The sequence below is a fragment of the Peribacillus sp. FSL H8-0477 genome (genome assembly GCF_038002765.1).
Lineage (GTDB): Bacteria > Bacillota > Bacilli > Bacillales > DSM-1321 > Peribacillus.
Genome location: NZ_JBBODE010000001.1, coordinates 565,112 through 585,497, shown reverse-complemented (window position 1 = coordinate 585,497; position 20,386 = coordinate 565,112). Strand labels below are relative to the sequence as shown.

Sequence of the window (20,386 nt, the reverse complement as noted above, 5' to 3'; positions counted from 1 at the left end):
ATCCTCATTAACTGAACTACAACTCTATTCAAGCTTTAAAACTGCTAAGAAATGAGCATACTAAAGTGTAAAGAGAGATGGGGTGTTATCTTGACAGTAGTTCGGTTAGGTTTTGTTGCGATGAGTATGTCTCTGAAGAATGCATCGCCATCGCAGACGATGACATTTGCTCAGTTTTCGAAAATTAAAGACCGGGAAGCGGCCATTCGTAAACTAGAGAGAATTGCTGCTTCTAACCTTGAAAATTGTCTACGGATTTTAAGGCATTGTGCTGTTCATGATATTGCCTTTTTTCGTTTAAGTTCTAAGCTCATTCCATTAGCGAATCATCCAGATCTTCCGGAATGGAAGTTTTTAAAGCCGCTTAGTGATGTGCTCGGACAAATCGCTGAATTTCTGACTAAACATCCGAAAATGAGAGTTGATTTTCATCCAGATCATTTTGTGCTTTTAAATGGATCACAGGTAGATATTCTAACTAATTCCGTTAAAACCCTTAGGATTCATCAACAACTATTAAAGGGGATGAAGATCAATCCGGAACATCGATGTGTTCTTCATGTTGGAGGAGGATATCAGGATAAGGAGAAAGCGCTGGAGCAGTTTATCCATAATTGGGGGCTGATTTCAGTTTCATTACAGCAGATGATTATCTTAGAAAATGATGATAAAACCTTTGGACTGGCAGATACCCTTTATTTATGTGAAAAACTAGGGATACCGCAAGTATTTGATTATCACCACCATCTTGCTAATCATCCAGCAATGCCTTCTTGGGAAGAGGAGTGGGAGCGGGTAATTGGAACATGGCAGCATTCCAGTCTTCCTCCTAAGATGCATATATCAAGCCCGCGTTCAGATGAAGAGTACCGTGCACACTCTGATTATATTGACAGTAAGATGTTCCTCGATTTTTTAAATGGGATGAAGGGGAGTCTTCCGCATCTTGATTGTATGATTGAAGCGAAACAAAAGGATGAGGCACTGTTTCAACTTATGGATGATTTGAAACAGTACCCGGAAATTGAAATCATTGATGGCGCAAGTTTTTTAATTAAATAGCCATAGAAAAAAGCTGTTGAGTACTTCCTCAACAGCTTTCCTTCATTAATAATCTTTAATGACCTCTGGATGTCGGTGTAACGATGCATAAAGGAATAGACCAGCAATAATCAGCAACGCACTCGTCGAGATAAAGACTGCTGAGATTCCATAGAATCCTGCAATCATGCCGCCCATTATAGGTCCGATGACGTTGCCAAGGAAGCGTAAACTCGTGCTGTAACCAAGAACCTCACCTTGCATGGCAATCGGTGCCTCCTGACGGATGAAGGCAATTCTGACAGGGATGATGCCGCCAATAGCAATTCCTAGTGTGAAACGAACAATAACGAGCTGCCAGAAGCTTGTCACAAACGCACCAGGGATATAGGCAATACCTGCAAAGAAAAGCAGGGCTAGGAGCACCTTAATATGTCCGTGTGCATCTCCAATCTCCCCCCATTTTCGCGACATGAAGAGATTACCCACCCCTGCAACAGAAAAGGCAATCCCCGCAAATAATCCGAGGTTTTCAGGACCATGAAGTTCTCCAACATATAAGGAAAGAATGGGCTGAACGCTGAAATGAGCAATTTGAACAAGCATGGAAATCAACAATACGGTTAATAATACAGGATTATGAACAATATGAGAGATAACTTCCTTACTTGAATAATTTGTTTTCGTTCCAGCTTTTACTTCCATCTGAAATTCCTTTGTAAACAGTACAAGTGCCGTACATATGAAAATCGAAATGGACGTCCACCTAAAGGTAGTGGAGTAACCTAAAGAATCAACTAAAACGCCGCCGAGTAATGGACCGACCAGGGTGCCTGTAATGCTGCCAGTTTGCAATGTTCCGAGAACGCGCCCTGCAATTTCTTTGGGTGTTTGTGTCGAGATAAAGGCCTGTGAAATTGAGACGAATCCGGTAAAGATCCCCATAAACAGTCGTAAAACAAATAACTGCCAGACAGATGTAACATAGCCCATTAAGAAAATGGAAATGGCCATACCAAATGCACAGAATAAGAGGATTTTTTTACGGCCGATCTTATCGCCGATTCTGCCCCAAATAGGAGAAACAAAAAAGGCGACGACGAAGGTAACCGCAAATGTCCAGCCTGACCATTGCTGGATATATTGATCACTGTAATCTCCAAATGTACCTATATATAACGAGATAAACGGAAGTACCATGGTGGTACTGCCGTTTATGAAGAAGTTGGCAAACCACATAATAAGTAAGTTACGCTTTGCTATTGATGAATAGATAAATGACACTTCTTTCTTTACATGTATTTCGGATTCCTAAATAGTAGTATACAAAATCTTTTTTAAAAATGAAACATATAAATGTTGATAGGAATTAGGGTTAAATGAATTTACTAATACATAAACACCATTAAATAGTTACATGCATAGGCTGTAAAAGCAAAAAACCCAGCTGAAGAGGTTTCTAAAATGGAGAATAAGAGTGAAGTGCGTTAATCGTTGACGTAAGAGTTGCCTATAAGGTAAAATGTTTCATTAAGGAAACATTTTAGTGTGCGTGAAATGTAATGAAAAGAAAAAGGGGAGAATTTAGGATGTCATCAGAAATATTAATGGCTTTTGGTCTAACCTTAATGGCAGGTCTTGCTACAGGTATCGGCAGCCTACTTGCCTTTTTTACAAAGACTACGAATACGAAGTTTTTATCCATAGCACTCGGGTTCTCTGCAGGGGTTATGATTTATATTTCAATGATTGAAATTTTCGTTAAAGCCAAGGATGCATTGGTTGCAGCAATGGGTAACGTTGCTGGAAATTGGCTGACTGTTGCTGGATTCTTTGGTGGGATGCTGGTCATTGCCTTGATTGATAAATTCATTCCAAAAGCTGGAAATCCGCATGAAGTCAAAAAAGTAGAAGATATGGATCAGCCTGCTGCAAAGGATGCTGCTCTATTAAAAATGGGGACCTTCACGGCCCTAGCAATTGCCATTCATAATTTTCCAGAAGGAATCGCGACATTTACTTCTGCTATCCAAGATCCGGGACTTGGTTTTGCAATTGCAGTTGCTGTGGCAATTCATAATATACCAGAAGGAATCGCGGTTTCGGTTCCCATTTATTTTGCGACGGGTGATAAGAAAAAAGCATTTAAACTTTCCTTTTTATCAGGTTTAGCAGAACCTGTCGGGGCAATCGTAGCTTATTTATTCTTAATGCCGTTTTTGAATGATGTAATGTTTGGTATTATTTTTGCAGGTGTTGCAGGAATCATGGTCTTTATCTCGCTTGATGAGTTATTACCAGCTGCAAAGAAATATGATGAAAGTCATCTCTCGATATATGGTTTAATTGCAGGAATGGCTGTAATGGCTGTAAGTTTACTACTGTTTATCTGACGAACAAATGAAACGAACCGAAAGCCTCAGGCTTTCGGTTCGTTTCATTTGCTTTAGAGAAGGGAATTAAGTATCATACCCAATTAATAGATAGTTAGTTTTAAAATGTAAGCATGATACTTGAAAGTCAAAGAAGGTCAGAGTATACTATAGTCAAAGATAGTCAAACATTACAACGAAATCAAGGAGGAGTACATGTATGTATTGTGAAAAGTGTCAAGAAAATCAAGCGAATTTTCAAGTTCGAATGGCCGTTCAAGGGCACAGATATGAAGTGAACTTGTGCTCCGGTTGTTATAAAGAGGAACGTACAAAACTAGGGGCAGCCATGAACAGCTTTAACAATGGGCAAACACCATTTGAAGCATTCGGGGGAAATCCATTTAATCATAATGAACAAAAGCAAGAAAGTAAGGAACAAGGGAAAAGCGGCGGTCTGCTTGAACAATTTGGCCGAAACCTTACAGACGCAGCGAAAGCTGGGTTAATTGATCCGGTAATTGGCCGTGATGAAGAGGTAACACGTGTCATTGAGATTCTGAATCGTCGAAATAAAAATAATCCCGTGTTAATTGGTGAGCCTGGGGTCGGTAAGACAGCCATAGCGGAAGGTTTAGCTTTGAAGATTACAGAAGGCAAAGTTCCAATGAAACTACGTACAAAAACGGTCTATATGCTTGATGTGGCTTCGCTTGTATCAAATACCGGTATTCGAGGTCAATTCGAGGAACGAATGAAACAGCTGATTGCAGAACTACAGGAAAGAAAAAATGTAATCTTGTTTATTGATGAAATTCATCAAATTGTTGGTGCGGGTTCTGCAGAAGGATCGATGGATGCCGGGAATATACTAAAACCTGCATTAGCTCGTGGTGAATTACAATTAATTGGTGCCACAACGCTTTCTGAATACCGTAAGATTGAAAAAGATGGCGCGCTCGAACGCCGTTTCCAGCCTATTCAAGTTGATGAGCCAACACCGGAAGAGGCGTTGACTATCTTAGAAGGATTGAAGCCGCATTATGAGGCATATCATTCTGTAACCTATAGTGATGATGTGCTGAAAGCAGCCGTTGAATTGTCACATCGCTACATTCAAGATCGACATTTACCAGATAAAGCGATTGATTTACTTGATGAGGCAGGAGCTAAGCTGAATCTGACGATTGAAACAGGTCAAGAGGAGGATGTTAAGAATCGCCTTACGGAAATCTATAAAGAAAAAGAACGCGCATTAAAAGAAGAAAACTACGAACAAGCAGCTGTTTTACGCGATGAAGAAGAAAAATTAGAAAACATCCTTAAGGATGGAACTCAAGCGGCCACACCGAGCGTGAGCGTTTCAGATATTCAAAAAATAATTGAACAAAAAACAGGTATTCCAGTTGGGAAGCTTCAAGAAGATGAACAGAAACGAATGGTTCATCTGCAGGAAGAATTAATGAAAAAGGTAATTGGTCAGGAAGAGGCTGTCAAGAAGGTAGCTAAGGCAGTGCGCAGAAGCCGGGCTGGCTTAAAATCTAAGAATCGCCCAATTGGATCCTTCTTGTTCGTTGGTCCTACAGGTGTTGGGAAAACGGAGCTTTCTAAAACGTTAGCAGAGGAGCTATTTGGAGACAAAAATGCTATGATTCGTCTTGATATGAGCGAATATATGGAAAAACATAGTGCAGCGAAACTGATTGGCTCTCCGCCTGGATATATTGGACATGAAGAAGCAGGTCAGCTGACGGAAAAAGTACGACGCAATCCCTACAGTATTATCTTGCTGGATGAGATTGAAAAAGCGCATCCAGATGTCATGCACATGTTCTTGCAGGTGTTAGAGGATGGACGTTTGACAGACAGCCAAGGACGTACGGTTAATTTTAAAGATACGGTCATTATTATGACAAGTAATGCTGGGGCAACGGATAAACCGAAGGTCATGGGCTTTGGAGCAAGCAGTGCAGTGGAAGAAGCTACGATTCTCCAATCGTTAGGAAGTTTCTTCAAACCTGAATTCTTAAACAGATTCGACAGCATTATTGAATTTAAAGCCTTAGATAAAAAGCATCTTGTTCAAATTGTCGATTTAATGTTGATTGAATTAGAAGAAACGTTGAATTCTCAAGAATTAAAACTAGACGTAACAACCGAAGCGAAAGAAAAAATCGCAGAATTAGGATATCATCCGGAATTTGGTGCAAGACCACTTCGCAGGATCATACAAGAACAGCTTGAAGATGGAATTGCCGATTATATTTTTGAACAACCTGACGTTAAACATTTTACGACCTTAGTTGAAGAAAACCAAGTCAAAATAACAGCAGCACAATAAAATGAGCCTCCTGCCAAGATCAATACTTGGCAGGAGGCTTTTTTTGAGGATTATTTAATGAATTTTGCTTTTTTCGCTCCTCGTTTATCGAGTTCTGAATAGAGGTGTTTGTAGTTGGCTGCAGATAGATTTCCAGTTGCATACTGCTCTTGAATGTAATCCAGTAATTCATCAGCATGTGTAGGTTTCCGGTTTTTATAGGAGATAAAGTGTGAGATGAGTAATTCAATAATTGGGAATAACCTCCCTTTCGTTTTTTCCAATAAATAACTCCTCTGGAACTATAACACGTAACTAAGAGATATCTAATTTTTTCATAATTCAAACTTCAGACATTTATTTACATTTTTCGCTTGAGCTTAACTATGTATTGAAAGAGAAAAGCTCTGAAGGAAACTTTGATAAACTGGAGAGTTGGTTACTCCTCAAGGTCTCCTTCCAAAAAAAATGGGTTGTTTTATGAGTTCGTTTTGTGCGGTTGATACGGAAGATCTATTTTACCCGCACGAAATACACGATAACCCAGTCGATCACCATAGGAAAGGGTAAGATTTTGATGCGTAAGTATAATGTGTTCAAGCGAAGAATCGGCGGAAAAAGAGGGTGGTGTATAGTCATCATTTACGTCCAATTCCATATTCATGAGTTCATTAAGCACGGTGTTTGCCTTTAGTATCTGAATTTGTTTAAACCCAGAACGCTTTAATGCTTGGAGCCATTCTTTTTCAGTGAGAAGGTCTTGAATTTCGTAAAACTGAATCAACTCTGTTTTTGCTTCAAGTTCAAGTTGAGGCTCAGCGGTCATATCAATGGTAAGAAGAACACCATTTGGTTTCAGGACACGACCATATTCACTTAGAGATTTAGGGATGTTAGTAAAAGCCGTTGAAGATTCTGCGACGATTAAATCAAAGAATTGGTCAGAGAAAGGGAGCTTCTCGAGCGATCCTTGGATAAGGTGAATGGGGAGGTGTTCTTTTTTAAATTTGGTTTTCGCTTTCTTAAGCATGTTTGGATGCTGATCGAGGGCATAAACCTGACAAGAAAACGTTTTTGCGAGATAAGCGGAAGTTTGACCAGTTCCACAGCCTGCATCAAGTACTTTTGTATAAGGGGTAATTTTCTCATCATGAAGTAATTGTTTAGTCAGTTGAAACCCGCCTGGATGTGCGCCGTCAATTCCATAAAAAGCTAATGCATCTTGGTAAGAATCATTCATCTTTGGGTCTCCTCTCCTGCACGTCAGTACATTAGATTATGTATGCATCAACAAAATGTATCATGTATTATTTATTCGTATTACAAATGTAATATAAGGGGTATCCTTGGTCGTTCTAACTAAATGGACGGTCCTTTTTCCATTTCCTGTGTGTATGTCCATGCAGGAAAATCACTTTGTACATATGATAATCGAGAAGTGAATGGAGGTTAGGTTGAATGAATCATTATCACACGTTACGTCAAGGTGTAGGCAGACCAGTCGAAATACGGACGAAACAGGGTGCGGTGCATAGAGGCATCGTCGAGCGAGTGGATCGAAATAGAGTGTATCTTCGGCCGATGAATGGCGGAAGAAGGAACTTTGGCGGCTATGGCTACGGTTATTATGGTCCCGGCTATGGCTATGGTTGGGGAGGAGCAGCAGCAGGATTTGCATTAGGTGCTATCGCAACGCTTGCGTTCTTGCCGTTCTTTTTCTTCTAAGAGCAACAGACTTAATTAAATGACATGAATGATACACAACTGCCTCTAATGGAGATATCCTTTTTTAAAGGGAAGTCTTCATTAGAGGTTCTTTTTTATTCCGTAAATGTGCTCATGTCGGTGAAAAAGGATTAACTTGCTTATAAATCTGGGTATATATCTATATCGAGGAGATGGGAATACGATCTCTTTAGAAAGAAACAAGGAATAAAAAAACTTGTTATTGTTTCTCGATACTTGTTTGTAGGAGGATTCAATGGAAACTAACCAATTAGAAGGACAATTTAAGGCATTAACCCATACTATACTCAAAAGAAAGTCAGAACTAGCTCTGCAGCGGGAAGCAGCGGATGAGCATGTTTATAGTAAAACGATTACGGATTCTTTAACCTCTTGGAGAGAGAATTTAATTGATATTTATGGACAATCCATTTCTAAGGACCATGAAGAAACCATAGATCGATTAAAGCAGTGGGGAGGAAAGTTGGTTGATTTACTAGTTGAACTAGAGCTCCCGCTGGATGTAGCGATACAGGAAGTTCGGTTCTACCGTGACACCATAGGTCATATTATTAAGAATGAAGCGCAAAAATACCAATTTAGCCTTGATGTATTTTACGAAGTTATTTCTCAATTCGATGCAGTAGTGGATGAGGCTGTTTATTGGCTAAGTATTTCTTATACTAGGAGTTATACAGCTAAACTTATGTCGGCAGAGTATGCAATGAATGAACTTGCGATTCCGCTTGTTCGTGTCACCCAAAAAACAGGTGTGCTACCGATTGTTGGTGACCTAGATACCAAAAGAGCACAAGTTTTGATGGATCGAGCCCTTGAACAAGGGACTCAACATAACTTAGATTACATCATTATTGATCTTTCTGGGGTCCCTATTATAGATACCATGGTAGCGGATCAAATTTTTAAAGTGATTGCGGCATTAAAACTTGTTGGAATCGAGACAACATTGACAGGGATCAGGCCGGAAATTGCTCAAACAATGGTTGGGTTCGGCATTAAATTTAATTCAACCCTAACGTTTTCCAGTCTTCATCAAGCACTTGATTATTTGCGTAAATAAATGACAGAAGGCGCGCTATACCTGGCGCGCCTCTTTTTAATAGATATATATAAACCTGCAAGGGAAATTAATAGGATAGCAAGAATTGAGTGAATAAGAGAGATACTGGAGGAACTTATGGGCGAACATTCGTTTAATCAGAATAGATGGCAGTGGCATGAGCTGGATTTAACCAATGAACATCAATTACACCAGTTGATAAGCACGACTAAAAAATGTGAAAAATGGGTGGAGAATACCCTTTCCAAAAAATCGATAAATCTTGGATTACACATAGCAGATGAAGGAAAGGAAGCAATCTGGGGTTCGCTTGTTTATATACAGGATGTTGAGGAGAAAGAGAAACAGCATACATTTCATTTTTACCTGACAAATGAATTTTTAATAACCGGATATCTAGATTTTTCTTTATTGGATGATATCAGTGGAGAAGATCTTATCCATCTATTAGACCGCGTCGAAACACCAATTGACGGCCTTATGATTATCTTAAGTGAAATCATTTCATCATTTTTAATTAAGATAGGCCACTTCGAACAAAGAATCAATAATTTATTATGGGATGTAAAAGCGAAGAACGGCAAGGAAATTTTAGAGAAAATAGCTGATTGCCGGCATGAATTGTTAGTGTGGAAAAATTTAGTCGTCCCGGTGATGGAAATTATTATTGCTCTAGAGGAAGCTTTTGGAGAAGAAATTAAAGAGTCAATCCAGTTTAAACGAACTAAGCTTCGCATACAACGTACGAAGACACTTTTACGTGAATACGAACAAGAAATTGAATCGATGGTCAATCTTGAAAATGTGGTGGCTTCCCTCCGAGGAAATGAAATTATGAAAACATTAACGTTATTAACCACATTGTTTACTCCGGTAATGGCGTGGGGTGCGTTATGGGGGATGAACTTTAAGCATATGCCAGAACTTAAATGGCAGTTTGGTTATTTGATTTCTGTAATCCTTATAGTCATTAATACATTGGCACTTTATCTGTATTTGAAAAAAAAGGGTTGGATGGGAGATATCTTACGAGCCAGAAAGAAGAATTCGTTCTTTGAATAGCTAGAATAGTGCCCTCGGAATATAAAAATAAGTAAGATAAAAAAGTTAAAAATTCAAGATTAAATGATTGACTTAAGTTTTGAAAATATGATATTATAATAAATTTGTTAAAAATAGAAAAATGTGATATGATTAACGTAGTTACTATATATGGGGGTGCGTTATTTGTTTCAAATTGGCGATCAGATTGTTTATCCGATGCACGGAGCAGGTATAATTGAATCAATTGAAGACAAAGAAATTCAAGGAGAGGTTCATCAGTATTATGTTCTGCAAATGCCAAATAAGATACAAGTTATGCTTCCTGTCGGGAAAATTAAAAATTTCAGCATACGAAAAGTAGTAGATACTCTTACCCTTGAAAACGTTCTTCGCTTATTTCATAACGGTGAAACGGACCGAACTCTGAATTTCAAAGAACGGTATAAGTCGAATATGGAAAAAATGAAAACAGGTAAAATTCAAGAAGGTGCAGAAGTCTTACGCGATTTAATGCGAATGAATAAAGAAAAAACACTCAATTCAAGTGAAAAATCAATGCTTGGGAATGCACGGAAATTTCTTTCAAGCGAACTTGGACTCATAAATGGAATAACCGAAGATCAAGCAATTGATTTATTAAATCATAGAATTGGTAAATAAACGCAAAAGAGGTTCGGAATGATACATTCTGAACCTCTTTTGCGTTTGAACACGTAGTTTAAACAAGCCCGACTTCATCTAGTTTTGTTCATATTCTAAGGAATGACTCCATAATGGGGTCTTTTTTTATGTGAAAACCCCGCTCATAGTAGAGGGGAAAGAACAGAGTGAAATATTTCAACTGATGTGGGAAAAATTAGAAAGAATAAACCTATCCGTATTTTGTCATTCTATTAAAGAAATAGGCTATATAAAGGAGGAATGAAAATGACCGTGATTAATCAGGTGAAAACTGCAGTTGCTGAACTTAAAAGTGCTCAAGCAAGTTTTGAAACGTTTGCACTAAGTACAGACAATCAGCAAGCCAAAACATTGTATCAGGAAGCAGCCCAGCAAACGCAGGAAATTGTAAATACTATTTCTCCTCGTATTAAACAAATTGAACAGGAAGAACCACAATATAAAGAATAACTCTATGTGAAAAGGCTGGTTCACAGCCAAGCTTTTTTTAGTTATACGCCGCATAAAAAAGTGAGGTAAGTGTTTATGAAACATATTAAAATTCTTTTATCCCTTGTCGTAATGATGAGTTTGGCAGGATGTACGGATCAGAATGCGAAAGAATCAGACCCAAAACCTTCAGTAACAAATGTTCATTCAAAAACCGTAGTTTCCCAATCTCCTTCTGTAACCGCAAGGGAAGAAATCAAGAAACGTAAAGATGTATCTAATGTTAAGGCGGTCAATACAGAAAAGGAGCTCTTAGTTGCTTTAGAAATTGAACAATTTGATCGCCTTCATATTAAGAAAACAGTTAAAGAAGTAAAATCGAAACTTAAGAAAACATTTCCTAATCATAAGGTAGAGGTAACAGCTGATTCAAAGATTTTTTTAGAGATAGACAAGCTACAATCTAAAATAGAAAAAAATAAGCTTGATACGAAAACTTTGAAAAAGGAACATAAAGATCTAAAAAAATTAATGAATGAAAAACCTTAAAGGAGGCCTAGGGATGTCCAAAAAGAAAAAATTAACCCCAGCTCAACAGGATTATCAAGAGGTACAAAAACAAAGAGAATTAAAACGACCTGTTCTTACTAATTGTTTAAAAGCTTTCTTAACCGGTGGTTTGATTTGCTTAATCGGGCAAGGAATTCAGAGTTTCTATATTCATAACTTTAATTTCACCGAACAAACAGCAGGAAATCCTACAGTGGGTACGTTGATTTTCATTTCCATGCTTCTCACTGGATTCGGGGTATACGATCGTATTGCACAGTTTGGCGGGGCAGGATCAGCGGTACCAGTTACAGGTTTCGGTAATGCGGTCATTTCTGCTGCAATCGAACATCGGTCAGAAGGCTTTGTATTAGGTGTTGGCGGCAATATGTTTAAACTAGCAGGATCAGTCATCTTATTCGGTGTTTTTTCTGCATTTGTTGTCTCGTTTATAAAAACGATTGTTATCATGTGGGGTGGTTTTTAATGCTAAGAGGACATCGTACATGGGTTTTTGATCAAAAGCCAGTCATTGTTTCAACTGGTACGGTGGGAGGACCATTCGAAGCCAACGGTGCTCTTGCGGAAGACTTTGATCTTCTTCACTCTGATTTGTGGTTGAGAGAGGATTCGTATGAAAAGGCTCATAGAGTTATGATTGAGGAAGCTGCGCAAAAAGCGATAGAAAAAGGCGGCATTCAAAAGGAAGACGTTCAATTTTTCTTAGCGGGTGACTTAATTAATCAAATAACGCCGACGAGTTTCGCCTCACGTTCCATTGGGGTGCCGTATCTTGGACTGTTTGGTGCCTGTTCCACCTCGATGGAGGGCTTAGCGTTAGGAGCAGCGATTATCAATGCAAAAGGAGCGAAATATGTCTTAACAGGTGCATCTAGTCATAATGCTGCCGTTGAAAAACAGTTTCGTTATCCAACTGAATACGGCGGACAAAAGCCTCCTACATCACAGTGGACAGTAACTGGTGCTGGAATGGCACTGTTAAGTGATAAAGGCGAAGGTCCAAGAGTAACTTCCGCAACGATAGGGCGTGTCATTGACATGGGTTTATCCGATCCATTTAATATGGGTGGTGCGATGGCCCCGGCTGCCGTTGATACAATCACTGCCCATTTAACAGATCGAAATATCGATCCTTCCTATTATGACCTAATAGTTACAGGGGATCTTGGACAAATTGGACATGAAGTATCATTGGATTTATTTAAAAAACAAGGGATACCAATCGATGACAGTTTTTATAGTGACTGCGGGTTACTAATTTATAAATCGGACCAACCAGTTCTTGCGGGTGCCAGCGGGGCAGGCTGTTCGGCAACGGTTGTCTATGGTCATTTGTTAAATCGGATGAAAAAAGGGGAACTTAAACGAATTTTGGTTGTCGCAACTGGAGCCTTATTATCTCCCTTATCTTTTCAACAAAAGGAAAGCATCCCATGTATCGCACATGCGGTTTCAATTGAATATGGAGGTGGAAATACACCATGATTTATTTTTGGGCGTTTGTTGTCGGCGGATTGATCTGTGTGATTGGGCAAATTATGTTTGATGTATTTAAACTTACACCAGCGCACACCTTAAGTACCTTTGTAGTGGTTGGAGCTGTGTTGGACGGCTTTGGTTTATACGAACCATTTATCGACTTTGCGGGAGCAGGTGCAACCGTACCAATTACCAGTTTTGGTAATTCACTAGTCCATGGCGCCATGGAGGAAGCTGAAAAGCATGGTCTGGTCGGTATTTTATCCGGGATGTTTGAAGTCACAAGTGCCGGTATATCAGCCGCAATAATATTTGGGATGATTGGTGCCATTCTTTTTAAACCAAAAGGTTAGGATGAAATCGAAATGACCATTGCATCAGATGTGAAACAATGCCTCGCGAGTCTTAAAGGAGCAGAGGCTAATTTATCAGGTATAGCATTACGAACAGTAGAAGAAGAATCGAAAAAGACACTGAATGAGGCGGTCCTGCTTGTCCATGAAACCGTTGAAGACTTACAGAAACGGGTTGGGTTATTAGAACGGGAAAAATATAAAGGTTTTTAGGGTAGGAGGTAACAAGATGCCTGATTGGATTAATGTCATGTTTCGGTCATTTTTCTTCTTAATTGTGTTATTTATCATTACAAAATTATTAGGAAAAAAACAAATATCGCAGCTATCTCTTTTTGAATATATAACTGGGATTACCATTGGGAATATTGGAGCAGAATTAGCGACAAAAGTTGAACACAGTCTTTTTAACGGAGTAGTTTCCATTGCTACTTTTTCACTCGCTCCTTTTGTAGCTGGTTTTATTTCTATGAAGAGTAAATCTTTTCGTAATATTGTGGAAGGAAAAGGGACAGTCTTCATTAAGGATGGGAAAGTACTTGAAGAAAACATGTATAAAGAAAAATATACGATTGACGAATTATTAGAATTACTGCGAAAAAAGGATGTCTTTAATGTCAGTGATGTCGAGTATGCTATTTTAGAAGCTACGGGCGATTTAAATGTCTTGTTGAAAAAAGAAAATCAGCCGCTGACCGCAAAGGACTTGAACATGAAATTAGCGCCCATAAAAGGATCGGAAACGATTATTATGGATGGAGAAATTTTAGATGAACCCCTGTCCACAGCCGGACGCAGTAGATTATGGCTAAAAACAGAGCTGGTAAAGCAAGGGGTTACTGTTGAAAATGTTTTTATTGGACAAATTAATACATACGGTGAATTAACTGTCGATTTATATGATGACAAATTGAAGGTAGCCTCTCCACAGGAAAGACCCTTATTGTGGGCGACATTAAAAAAATGTCAAGCTGATTTGGAGTTATTTGCCCTCAGTACAGATTCAATAGAAGCAAAGGAGATGTACGAAGAAAATAGTTTGAAAATTCAACATGCCATTGATAAAATAGAACCTATATTGAAAAGTTAACTAAATTCTATATTTCAGTGGGTTTAAAGAGATAAGTCATTAAGCCTGCAATAAAGATCATTAAACAGGAATAAAGAAAGCTGGTTGCGTTTAAGGTAATTGACCCTGCAGTAACTATGATTGCATCAAGCAGAAAGATAATAAGAGCTGCATTCATGGAATACATCTTTGATAAATAGGTTGCAAGCAAATCGGTACCACCAGTACTTGTACCGTATCGTAGCATAAGTCCAATACCTGCACCGATGCAGATCCCTCCATAAATTGAACTGAGTGCAATGGGAACTAAAAAGAGGGTTTGTAATGGCCGAAGCCAGTCGATCATGGCTGAAGAAATAAGCAATCCAAGAAAGCTAGTATATGAATAAGCCCGGTTTTCTGTCCAAGCAAAGACGCAGAGCGGGATACTCAGAATGAACATACAAAATCCTGCAGATACTTCAAAAAAATAATGAAGAATTAAAGCTAGTCCAATTATTCCTCCATCAAGAAGATGATACGGAACTAAAAATCCGTTAATCCCGCTCCCTACAAGAAAGCTTCCAATGAGCATAGCAATTATTTTTTGTACAATAAGTTTCACCCGCTTTAGATAATTATAAGACTGATATTCCCCAAACACATACCCAAAACCAAACAATTAACAGAACCGAAAAGATGTGTCTCTCTAGTGTTTCTATGAATACTGTTTTCATATAAATCCCCCTTGTCTTATAAAGGAATATATGATGTGTTTCTTTAAAACATGATGGAATAATAAAAAACTAGTAAACTAATTCTAGTAGTAGAAAAAAGATAAGAGGTGAAAGTTCTTGTTTCTAAAAAAAGTAACCCTTTTACGTGATTCAATCTCTAGCTTTCGGGAATATCCACTTTCCATTCCTTCCATTAACAGCATGGAACAACTTGAACTGAAAAAGAGCGTTACATTTTTTGTTGGAGAAAATGGTTCGGGCAAGTCTACTTTACTAGAGGGCATTGCCGATGTCTGCGGTTTCAATACAGCCAGCGGCGGGAAGGATCATACCTATGATGTGCATGCTTCTTCTTCAGATTTGGCTCAGCACCTTCGTCTGTCCTGGCTCCCAAAGGTATCGAATGGCTTCTTTTTACGTGCGGAGTCTTTTTATCACTTCGCTACCTATCTTGAAGAAGTCGATAAAACTGGATTTCAAAAGTATGGTGGGGAATCTTTACATAAGCAATCACATGGAGAAGCCTTTTTATCGTTATTTCTTCACAGCTTTAAAGAACAATCTATTTTTCTGCTTGACGAGCCAGAGGCGGCTCTTTCCCCATCAAGACAGCTAACGCTATTACGAATCCTGCATGACCTAACAAAAGACAGACAAGCGCAATTTATTATTGCCACTCATTCGCCCATTTTACTAGGCTATCCAGATGCTGATATTCTCAGCTTTGACGAAGGTCAAATCACGCCGATTAACTATGAAAATACCGATCATTATCAAATTACTAAGTATTTTCTAAACCATCGGGAAAAGTTCTTGAATGATATTTTTAAAGAAGATGATGAGTAAGGAGAGGTCTCATGCCGAAAATTATGCTGACTTCAAATGGTTTGTCCACAGACGATATAGCAGCCAACTTTCTCTTGTTGTTTGAAAATGACCCAGTACAAATGAAAGCATGCATTCTGACTACTGCTTCCTTACAGAAAGAACAAAATATCTATGCGAGAAAAGCTAAAGCAGATTTAGTGAATATGGGATTTGCAAAAGTTGACTATATAGATATCGAGTTTGATGAAGCCCAGCAATTAACAAACTATCATTGTGTTTATATCAATGGCGGGAATCCTTTTTATTTGCTTTATCATTTAAAACAGAGCGGAGCTGACCAAGTGATTCGTAATCTGAATGATCAACAAGTACTTATCGGCGTTAGTGCTGGAGCGATGGTTCTCGGGAATAATATTGAGATTGCTGAATTTTTTACACCAGAAATGAATGCGCGGAACCTCCAAGACCTTTCTGGATTGAAGCTAGTTAATCTCTCTCTGTTTCCCCATAGTAACAGAGAGGACTTATTCAATGATCCCCATGGCCAAACGATTGCCGATCGTATTGATGTTTTTGAGCAATGCTATGCTTGCGAAGTAACTAGATTAGCAGATAATCAATTTCTTATTGTTTAACTCTCCCAGTCATTATAAAACGAAAAGGGAGCGAGGATACAAATGTCGATTATCGTATTCATTGTTTTCATTGGTTCATTATTTCTTGGAATTAAAATCTGGAAAAAAAGTCGCTGGTTCTCTTTGTTATGTTTCAGTCCTATCTTTTTAATCATCGCTTTTATTAGTTATTATTCCTATCATTTTAATTATAAAACCACACCAGATTCCTTGCAGGTTCATGTGGAGAAGGAAAACAATCATTTTGTCTTGAATGGAAATTGGAAGGATCGGTTAGATAAATTTAGATATCCAATAGACTTTATCGTTTTTTTTATACCGAAAAATGAAGAAATGCAGAGTGTAAAAGATAATCAACTTACAGAGTTAAGAACGGAAGAAGGTGATTACTTACTAGAGGAGGTTCAAGAATATTTACATCAAGAACATGATTCTCGATGGAAACCACAAATTTTTAAAATGAATACCCTGAAGGAATTTCAATATGTTTTTTCTTTACCCCAAAATGTGAATCCTGATGAAGTGGATGTCTTATATGTACATGTACGAGCAGAGCCGATGGGCCAGTGGGAATATTGGTATAAAAATATCAACTTATCATCATGATAATCAGGGGAAGAAAAACATTTGCAGGTGTTAAATTGTGTATAGTTGTTGGTTGCTAAAAAACCGTCTGGACGGTACACTAAAAAGACTATTTGTTTCCCTTGGGAACATTCAGATACGATAACTAGAATAGGGGAAAAGTCTGTATGAAGAATCAAAAGATTTCACTTGTTTTATTATTATGCAATTTATTTATTGCCTTCCTTGGAATTGGTTTGGTTATTCCCGTTATGCCATCCTTTATCAAGGAATTAGGCTTAAATGGAGAGATCATGGGCTATCTTGTTGCAGCCTTTGCGTTAGCTCAATTAATTGCTTCACCATTTACTGGTGTTTGGGTCGATAAAGTTGGACGGAAGCCGATGATTGTTTTTGGCTTATTTCTGTTTTCTTTATCTGAGCTGATTTTTGCTGTAGGCAGTCATATAAGTCTCCTGTTTTTATCACGGATTTTAGGCGGAATCAGCGCTGCATTCATCATGCCTGCAGTTACTGCTTTTGTAGCGGATATTACAACGCTTAAAGAACGTCCGAAAGTACTAGGCTATGTTTCTGCAAGCATCAGTGCCGGATTTATTATTGGGCCGGGAATTGGCGGCTTTATCGCAGAAATTGGTGTTCGTGCACCGTTCTATTTTGCAGCCGTTATTGCACTCGCTGCCGCTCTATTTTCTATGATTATTCTTAAAGAACCATTAACGAAAGAAGAATTAGCGGCTGGCAGCCAGTCAAGTGGAAAGGTCAATATTTGGTCCGAATTGAAAAAGTCCTTCCAGCCCAAGTACTTAGTTCCTTTACTTATTGTTTTCGTCTTAGCATTCGGATTAGCAGCTTATGAAACAATGTTCAGCTTATTTGTTGATGAAAAGTTTGGTTTTACGCCAAAGGATATTTCCGTCATTATAACGGTTGGAGCAGTCTTTGGTGTCATTGCTCAGGTTGTATTTTTCGGAAAACTAGTGGAATGGCTGGGTGAGAAAAAATTAATACAGGTCAGCTTAGTTATGGCATCTGTCTTTATGTTCGTGTCAGTTTTTGTAAGCAGCTATGCAATGATTATGGCAGTTACCTTTATTGTATTTTTAGGATGCGATATCCTTCGTCCTGCAATCACTTCTTTATTATCAAAAATTGCAGGTAATGAACAAGGCTTTGTCGCTGGAATGAATTCAACGTATACAAGCCTTGGCAATATTATCGGGCCTGCATTAGCTGGTATTTTATTTGATATAAATCTAAATCTCCCTTATATTTTTGCAGGTGCTATTCTGATGGTCGGATTTGTGATGACAGTCATGTGGAAGTCATCTGGAAAAATAGAAGAAGGATAACGGTACAGGGAGCTGTCACGAAATGAATGAACGAACAAAGCCTGAAAAAATCTTAGATGCAGCGGCTGCCATTGTCCGCAGGGACGGTGTTGCAAAACTGACACTAGAAGCAGCAGCGAAAGAGGCAGGAGTAAGTAAAGGCGGCCTTCTGTACCACTTTCCCAATAAAGAATCCTTAATCGATGGTATGGTTACAAGATGTTCCAATACATTTGTTGAAGATGTCGAAGGACGAGCGACGGTAGATCCTATTCAAACGGGGAAGTACAGCAGAGCCTTTCTGGAAGCAACTTTTAAGGAGTTAGAAGAAGGGCTGGAAATTAGCTCAGGGATGCATGCGTCCCTATTTACCAATCCTGAAATGCTCGAATGTTTACAAGAACATTACCGTACATGGAAAGAAAAAATGGAAAATGAAGGTCTTGATCCGGTCACAGCAAACATTATCAGACTAGCATCAGATGGCCTATGGTATGCCGATTTATTCGGGATGGCGCCATTAGAGAAAGAAATGAGAGAAAAAGTATTTTCACAGCTTTCGGCTTGGACGAAGAAATTAGAATAGAACAAACTAAGCACACTCTTTTATACGGATGTCTATTTTGTATTGGTTGAAAACTTGATCGTAAACTGCAAAATAAGGAGTATTTTTGAAACCCCCTTGAAATGGTAACACTAGACCAGCTTGTTCCCGCTCAAAAAATTAAAAAGAGGTTCGGAATGAAACCCATTCCGAACCTCTTTTGTCTATAAAATAAGAGAATCCCCTCATAGGGACTCTCTTATTTTATTTAAAGATCTATATAGCTATTCATCTGATGCTATTCCCATCTCTTCAACTACTTGCAGTTACCTTAGCAATATATATCAAAAATTATTTCTTTTTATTCGATATGATGATTTTAGGTGAGAAAGTTGTATTGCAGAAAAATAATGTAATCTGATGTACGATATCCAATTAGATAGTTTCCTTCCATCATTGGTAATTAGAAATTGCACTTATCACGTGTATTTAACCAATAGCTCCTAGAATGATATTTGATTTGAGCTGATATTTCACACAAAATAAAAGGTAAGGTAAGGTAATCATAACTATATTTTGTGTTAAAAGTTATAAAAAATCTATAAAATGGAAGAGTCATAAAAAGGAGTGTAGATTAATTTCATATATCAATATTATTTAAATGAACAAATTACTTGTGTATATGCAACCTTCATATTTTTAAATAAGTAACAGACCTGTCCATCTCTCTTAATAATTCTACATTTCGGCAAAATCAATAAAAACGGACGGCTTAAAATTGACTCCTATAAAGATTAGAACTATAAAGGGTCAAGCAAAACTAGATATCAAAATTTTATGATTAAGTTGAGGTGAAGAGCATGAATAAATATTGGACTTATAAAATAATTTTAACGAGTGTGTTTATTATTGCTACGATTATCTTTTATAAATTTGGATTTACTAGTGAAGGTTTAATTTATTATGTTAGTATCGCAATTCTTTTAAGTGTTTTGAGTATATTTAATCGCAAAAACAATTATTAAAAACGTTAACGAATTTAACAAAATTAAATATAACTCCAAGTTTACTGTATTAATTAATAACTTTTTATGGTAATTAGTGGTTAATGGTATACTGTAAATGATATCCTTTTGGAGGTGATATGAATTGTTGTTTGTGGGAATTGCCATTTTGATTGTTTTATTTATATCTACAAATATCATAGAAATCAATCTAAAATCTATTAACAAGAAAAATGAACTAATAATTGAACTTTTAAAAGAAATTAGAGATAAATAATTATAGTTTTGTTTAGTTAGGTGCTTAATTCCAAAAGAAAAGCACTATGATCTTTACACGGGATAAGCTTAGACATCTAGCTAAAGACTATTGGTAATCCCACGATGGAAACTGGTATATTTACTTTAAGGTTGGGCTTGCGACAGTTATACAGAAATAGAAGGGACTGTTTCCATTTCCCAATGTACGTTTGTAGACACTACCGTTATTTTTAATAGTATGGCTAACAAGGGATAGCCCCTTAGAAGAGTTATAACACATACTTATTTTCTCTTTACAAATTTTAAAATAAAGAAAAGGTC

The 20,386-nt window shown here is 37.8% G+C and carries 22 protein-coding genes and 1 pseudogene; 19 read left to right on the top strand and 4 right to left on the bottom strand.

Features of this window, described 5'->3' with window-relative positions:
- Positions 1-90: 90 nt before the first annotated feature.
- Positions 91-1,062 carry a UV DNA damage repair endonuclease UvsE gene (gene uvsE, locus MHI18_RS03085; RefSeq protein WP_340845952.1) on the top strand — a complete coding sequence of 324 codons (972 nt, stop codon included), beginning with the start codon at positions 91-93 and terminating at the stop codon, positions 1,060-1,062.
- Positions 1,063-1,107: 45 nt separating this feature from the next.
- Here the strand turns inward: uvsE and MHI18_RS03080 are convergent, their stop codons facing one another.
- A complete protein-coding gene (locus tag MHI18_RS03080) occupies positions 1,108-2,280 on the bottom strand; it encodes an MFS transporter (RefSeq protein WP_340847553.1) in 1,173 nt (390 codons plus the stop codon).
- Between the two features lie 350 nt (positions 2,281-2,630).
- Here MHI18_RS03080 and zupT point away from each other — a divergent pair, with 350 nt between their 5' ends.
- Together zupT and MHI18_RS03070 are read left to right on the top strand one after the other, a co-directional pair.
- Entirely contained in the window at positions 2,631-3,434 is an 804-nt protein-coding gene (gene zupT, locus MHI18_RS03075) for a zinc transporter ZupT (RefSeq protein WP_340845951.1), read from the top strand.
- A 199-nt stretch (positions 3,435-3,633) separates the two neighbouring features.
- Entirely contained in the window at positions 3,634-5,754 is a 2,121-nt protein-coding gene (locus MHI18_RS03070) for an ATP-dependent Clp protease ATP-binding subunit (protein ID WP_340845950.1), read from the top strand.
- A 50-nt stretch (positions 5,755-5,804) separates the two neighbouring features.
- Here the strand turns inward: MHI18_RS03070 and yppF are convergent, their stop codons facing one another.
- Together yppF and MHI18_RS03060 are read right to left on the bottom strand one after the other, a co-directional pair.
- Entirely contained in the window at positions 5,805-6,017 is a 213-nt protein-coding gene (gene yppF / locus MHI18_RS03065; protein ID WP_340845949.1) for a YppF family protein, read from the bottom strand.
- A 194-nt stretch (positions 6,018-6,211) separates the two neighbouring features.
- A complete protein-coding gene (locus MHI18_RS03060; RefSeq protein ID WP_340845948.1) occupies positions 6,212-6,973 on the bottom strand; it encodes a class I SAM-dependent methyltransferase in 762 nt (253 codons plus the stop codon).
- 218 nt (positions 6,974-7,191) lie between these two features.
- Here MHI18_RS03060 and MHI18_RS03055 point away from each other — a divergent pair, with 218 nt between their 5' ends.
- The 11 genes from MHI18_RS03055 (at position 7,192) to MHI18_RS03005 (ending at position 14,185) form a co-directional block, all read left to right on the top strand.
- Entirely contained in the window at positions 7,192-7,458 is a 267-nt protein-coding gene (locus MHI18_RS03055; RefSeq protein WP_340845947.1) for a hypothetical protein, read from the top strand.
- A gap of 256 nt (positions 7,459-7,714) precedes the next feature.
- Positions 7,715-8,539 (top strand): STAS domain-containing protein, encoded by an 825-nt coding sequence (locus MHI18_RS03050; protein WP_340845946.1) that lies wholly within the window; start codon positions 7,715-7,717, stop codon positions 8,537-8,539.
- A gap of 117 nt (positions 8,540-8,656) precedes the next feature.
- Positions 8,657-9,601 (top strand): magnesium transporter CorA family protein, encoded by a 945-nt coding sequence (locus MHI18_RS03045; RefSeq protein ID WP_340845945.1) that lies wholly within the window; start codon positions 8,657-8,659, stop codon positions 9,599-9,601.
- A 150-nt stretch (positions 9,602-9,751) separates the two neighbouring features.
- Complete coding sequence (locus MHI18_RS03040; RefSeq protein ID WP_340845944.1) at positions 9,752-10,243, top strand: CarD family transcriptional regulator; 492 nt, start codon at positions 9,752-9,754, stop codon at positions 10,241-10,243.
- A 267-nt stretch (positions 10,244-10,510) separates the two neighbouring features.
- Positions 10,511-10,714, top strand: a complete 204-nt coding sequence (locus MHI18_RS03035) for a DUF1657 domain-containing protein (protein WP_340845943.1) — start codon at positions 10,511-10,513, stop codon at positions 10,712-10,714.
- Between the two features lie 75 nt (positions 10,715-10,789).
- Positions 10,790-11,242, top strand: coding sequence for a YhcN/YlaJ family sporulation lipoprotein (locus tag MHI18_RS03030; protein WP_340845942.1), 453 nt, complete (start codon positions 10,790-10,792; stop codon positions 11,240-11,242).
- 13 nt (positions 11,243-11,255) lie between these two features.
- The gene (spoVAC, locus tag MHI18_RS03025; RefSeq protein WP_340845941.1) at positions 11,256-11,729 is read left to right on the top strand and encodes a stage V sporulation protein AC; all 474 of its coding nucleotides are present in this window, start codon (positions 11,256-11,258) and stop codon (positions 11,727-11,729) included.
- On the top strand, positions 11,729-12,748 hold the full coding sequence (gene spoVAD / locus MHI18_RS03020; protein WP_340845940.1) for a stage V sporulation protein AD: 1,020 nt from the start codon (positions 11,729-11,731) through the stop codon (positions 12,746-12,748). Before spoVAC ends, spoVAD begins: the two co-directional genes overlap by 1 nt.
- Positions 12,745-13,095, top strand: coding sequence for a stage V sporulation protein AE (gene spoVAE / locus MHI18_RS03015; RefSeq protein ID WP_340845939.1), 351 nt, complete (start codon positions 12,745-12,747; stop codon positions 13,093-13,095). The genes spoVAD and spoVAE overlap by 4 nt, the downstream gene beginning before the upstream one ends.
- Positions 13,096-13,107: 12 nt before the next feature.
- Positions 13,108-13,308: a DUF1657 domain-containing protein gene (locus tag MHI18_RS03010; RefSeq protein WP_340845938.1), complete on the top strand. Its 201-nt coding sequence runs from the start codon at positions 13,108-13,110 to the stop codon at positions 13,306-13,308.
- A 16-nt stretch (positions 13,309-13,324) separates the two neighbouring features.
- Positions 13,325-14,185: a DUF421 domain-containing protein gene (locus tag MHI18_RS03005; RefSeq protein ID WP_340845937.1), complete on the top strand. Its 861-nt coding sequence runs from the start codon at positions 13,325-13,327 to the stop codon at positions 14,183-14,185.
- A gap of 7 nt (positions 14,186-14,192) precedes the next feature.
- Here MHI18_RS03005 and MHI18_RS03000 read toward each other — a convergent pair whose 3' ends face one another.
- Positions 14,193-14,738, bottom strand: a complete 546-nt coding sequence (locus tag MHI18_RS03000) for a YitT family protein (protein ID WP_340845936.1) — start codon at positions 14,736-14,738, stop codon at positions 14,193-14,195.
- A 334-nt stretch (positions 14,739-15,072) separates the two neighbouring features.
- Here MHI18_RS03000 and MHI18_RS02995 point away from each other — a divergent pair.
- The 5 genes and pseudogenes from MHI18_RS02995 to MHI18_RS02975 all read left to right on the top strand — a co-directional run.
- A pseudogene (locus MHI18_RS02995) lies at positions 15,073-15,726 on the top strand (AAA family ATPase); the annotation flags it as partial.
- Between the two features lie 11 nt (positions 15,727-15,737).
- The gene (locus MHI18_RS02990; protein ID WP_340845934.1) at positions 15,738-16,343 is read left to right on the top strand and encodes a Type 1 glutamine amidotransferase-like domain-containing protein; all 606 of its coding nucleotides are present in this window, start codon (positions 15,738-15,740) and stop codon (positions 16,341-16,343) included.
- Between the two features lie 42 nt (positions 16,344-16,385).
- On the top strand, positions 16,386-16,949 hold the full coding sequence (locus MHI18_RS02985) for a hypothetical protein (protein WP_340845933.1): 564 nt from the start codon (positions 16,386-16,388) through the stop codon (positions 16,947-16,949).
- A 146-nt stretch (positions 16,950-17,095) separates the two neighbouring features.
- The gene (locus tag MHI18_RS02980) at positions 17,096-18,280 is read left to right on the top strand and encodes an MFS transporter (protein WP_340845932.1); all 1,185 of its coding nucleotides are present in this window, start codon (positions 17,096-17,098) and stop codon (positions 18,278-18,280) included.
- Positions 18,281-18,302: 22 nt separating this feature from the next.
- Positions 18,303-18,845, top strand: a complete 543-nt coding sequence (locus tag MHI18_RS02975) for a TetR/AcrR family transcriptional regulator (RefSeq protein ID WP_340845931.1) — start codon at positions 18,303-18,305, stop codon at positions 18,843-18,845.
- Positions 18,846-20,386 lie beyond the last annotated feature (1,541 nt).

Excerpts from the sequence above, each read along its gene's own strand:
- MHI18_RS03080 (WP_340847553.1), bottom strand. The coding sequence starts at position 2,280 with ATGTGGTTTGCCAACTTCTTCATAAACGGCAGTACCACCATGGTACTT.
- zupT (WP_340845951.1), top strand. The coding sequence starts at position 2,631 with ATGTCATCAGAAATATTAATGGCTTTTGGTCTAACCTTAATGGCAGGT.
- MHI18_RS03070 (WP_340845950.1), top strand. The coding sequence starts at position 3,634 with ATGTATTGTGAAAAGTGTCAAGAAAATCAAGCGAATTTTCAAGTTCGA.
- MHI18_RS03060 (WP_340845948.1), bottom strand. The coding sequence starts at position 6,973 with ATGAATGATTCTTACCAAGATGCATTAGCTTTTTATGGAATTGACGGC.
- MHI18_RS03055 (WP_340845947.1), top strand. The coding sequence starts at position 7,192 with ATGAATCATTATCACACGTTACGTCAAGGTGTAGGCAGACCAGTCGAA.
- MHI18_RS03050 (WP_340845946.1), top strand. The coding sequence starts at position 7,715 with ATGGAAACTAACCAATTAGAAGGACAATTTAAGGCATTAACCCATACT.
- MHI18_RS03045 (WP_340845945.1), top strand. The coding sequence starts at position 8,657 with ATGGGCGAACATTCGTTTAATCAGAATAGATGGCAGTGGCATGAGCTG.
- MHI18_RS03040 (WP_340845944.1), top strand. The coding sequence starts at position 9,752 with ATGGGGGTGCGTTATTTGTTTCAAATTGGCGATCAGATTGTTTATCCG.
- MHI18_RS03035 (WP_340845943.1), top strand. The coding sequence starts at position 10,511 with ATGACCGTGATTAATCAGGTGAAAACTGCAGTTGCTGAACTTAAAAGT.
- MHI18_RS03030 (WP_340845942.1), top strand. The coding sequence starts at position 10,790 with ATGAAACATATTAAAATTCTTTTATCCCTTGTCGTAATGATGAGTTTG.
- spoVAC (WP_340845941.1), top strand. The coding sequence starts at position 11,256 with ATGTCCAAAAAGAAAAAATTAACCCCAGCTCAACAGGATTATCAAGAG.
- spoVAD (WP_340845940.1), top strand. The coding sequence starts at position 11,729 with ATGCTAAGAGGACATCGTACATGGGTTTTTGATCAAAAGCCAGTCATT.
- spoVAE (WP_340845939.1), top strand. The coding sequence starts at position 12,745 with ATGATTTATTTTTGGGCGTTTGTTGTCGGCGGATTGATCTGTGTGATT.
- MHI18_RS03010 (WP_340845938.1), top strand. The coding sequence starts at position 13,108 with ATGACCATTGCATCAGATGTGAAACAATGCCTCGCGAGTCTTAAAGGA.
- MHI18_RS03005 (WP_340845937.1), top strand. The coding sequence starts at position 13,325 with ATGCCTGATTGGATTAATGTCATGTTTCGGTCATTTTTCTTCTTAATT.
- MHI18_RS03000 (WP_340845936.1), bottom strand. The coding sequence starts at position 14,738 with ATGCTCATTGGAAGCTTTCTTGTAGGGAGCGGGATTAACGGATTTTTA.
- MHI18_RS02990 (WP_340845934.1), top strand. The coding sequence starts at position 15,738 with ATGCCGAAAATTATGCTGACTTCAAATGGTTTGTCCACAGACGATATA.
- MHI18_RS02985 (WP_340845933.1), top strand. The coding sequence starts at position 16,386 with ATGTCGATTATCGTATTCATTGTTTTCATTGGTTCATTATTTCTTGGA.
- MHI18_RS02980 (WP_340845932.1), top strand. The coding sequence starts at position 17,096 with ATGAAGAATCAAAAGATTTCACTTGTTTTATTATTATGCAATTTATTT.
- MHI18_RS02975 (WP_340845931.1), top strand. The coding sequence starts at position 18,303 with ATGAATGAACGAACAAAGCCTGAAAAAATCTTAGATGCAGCGGCTGCC.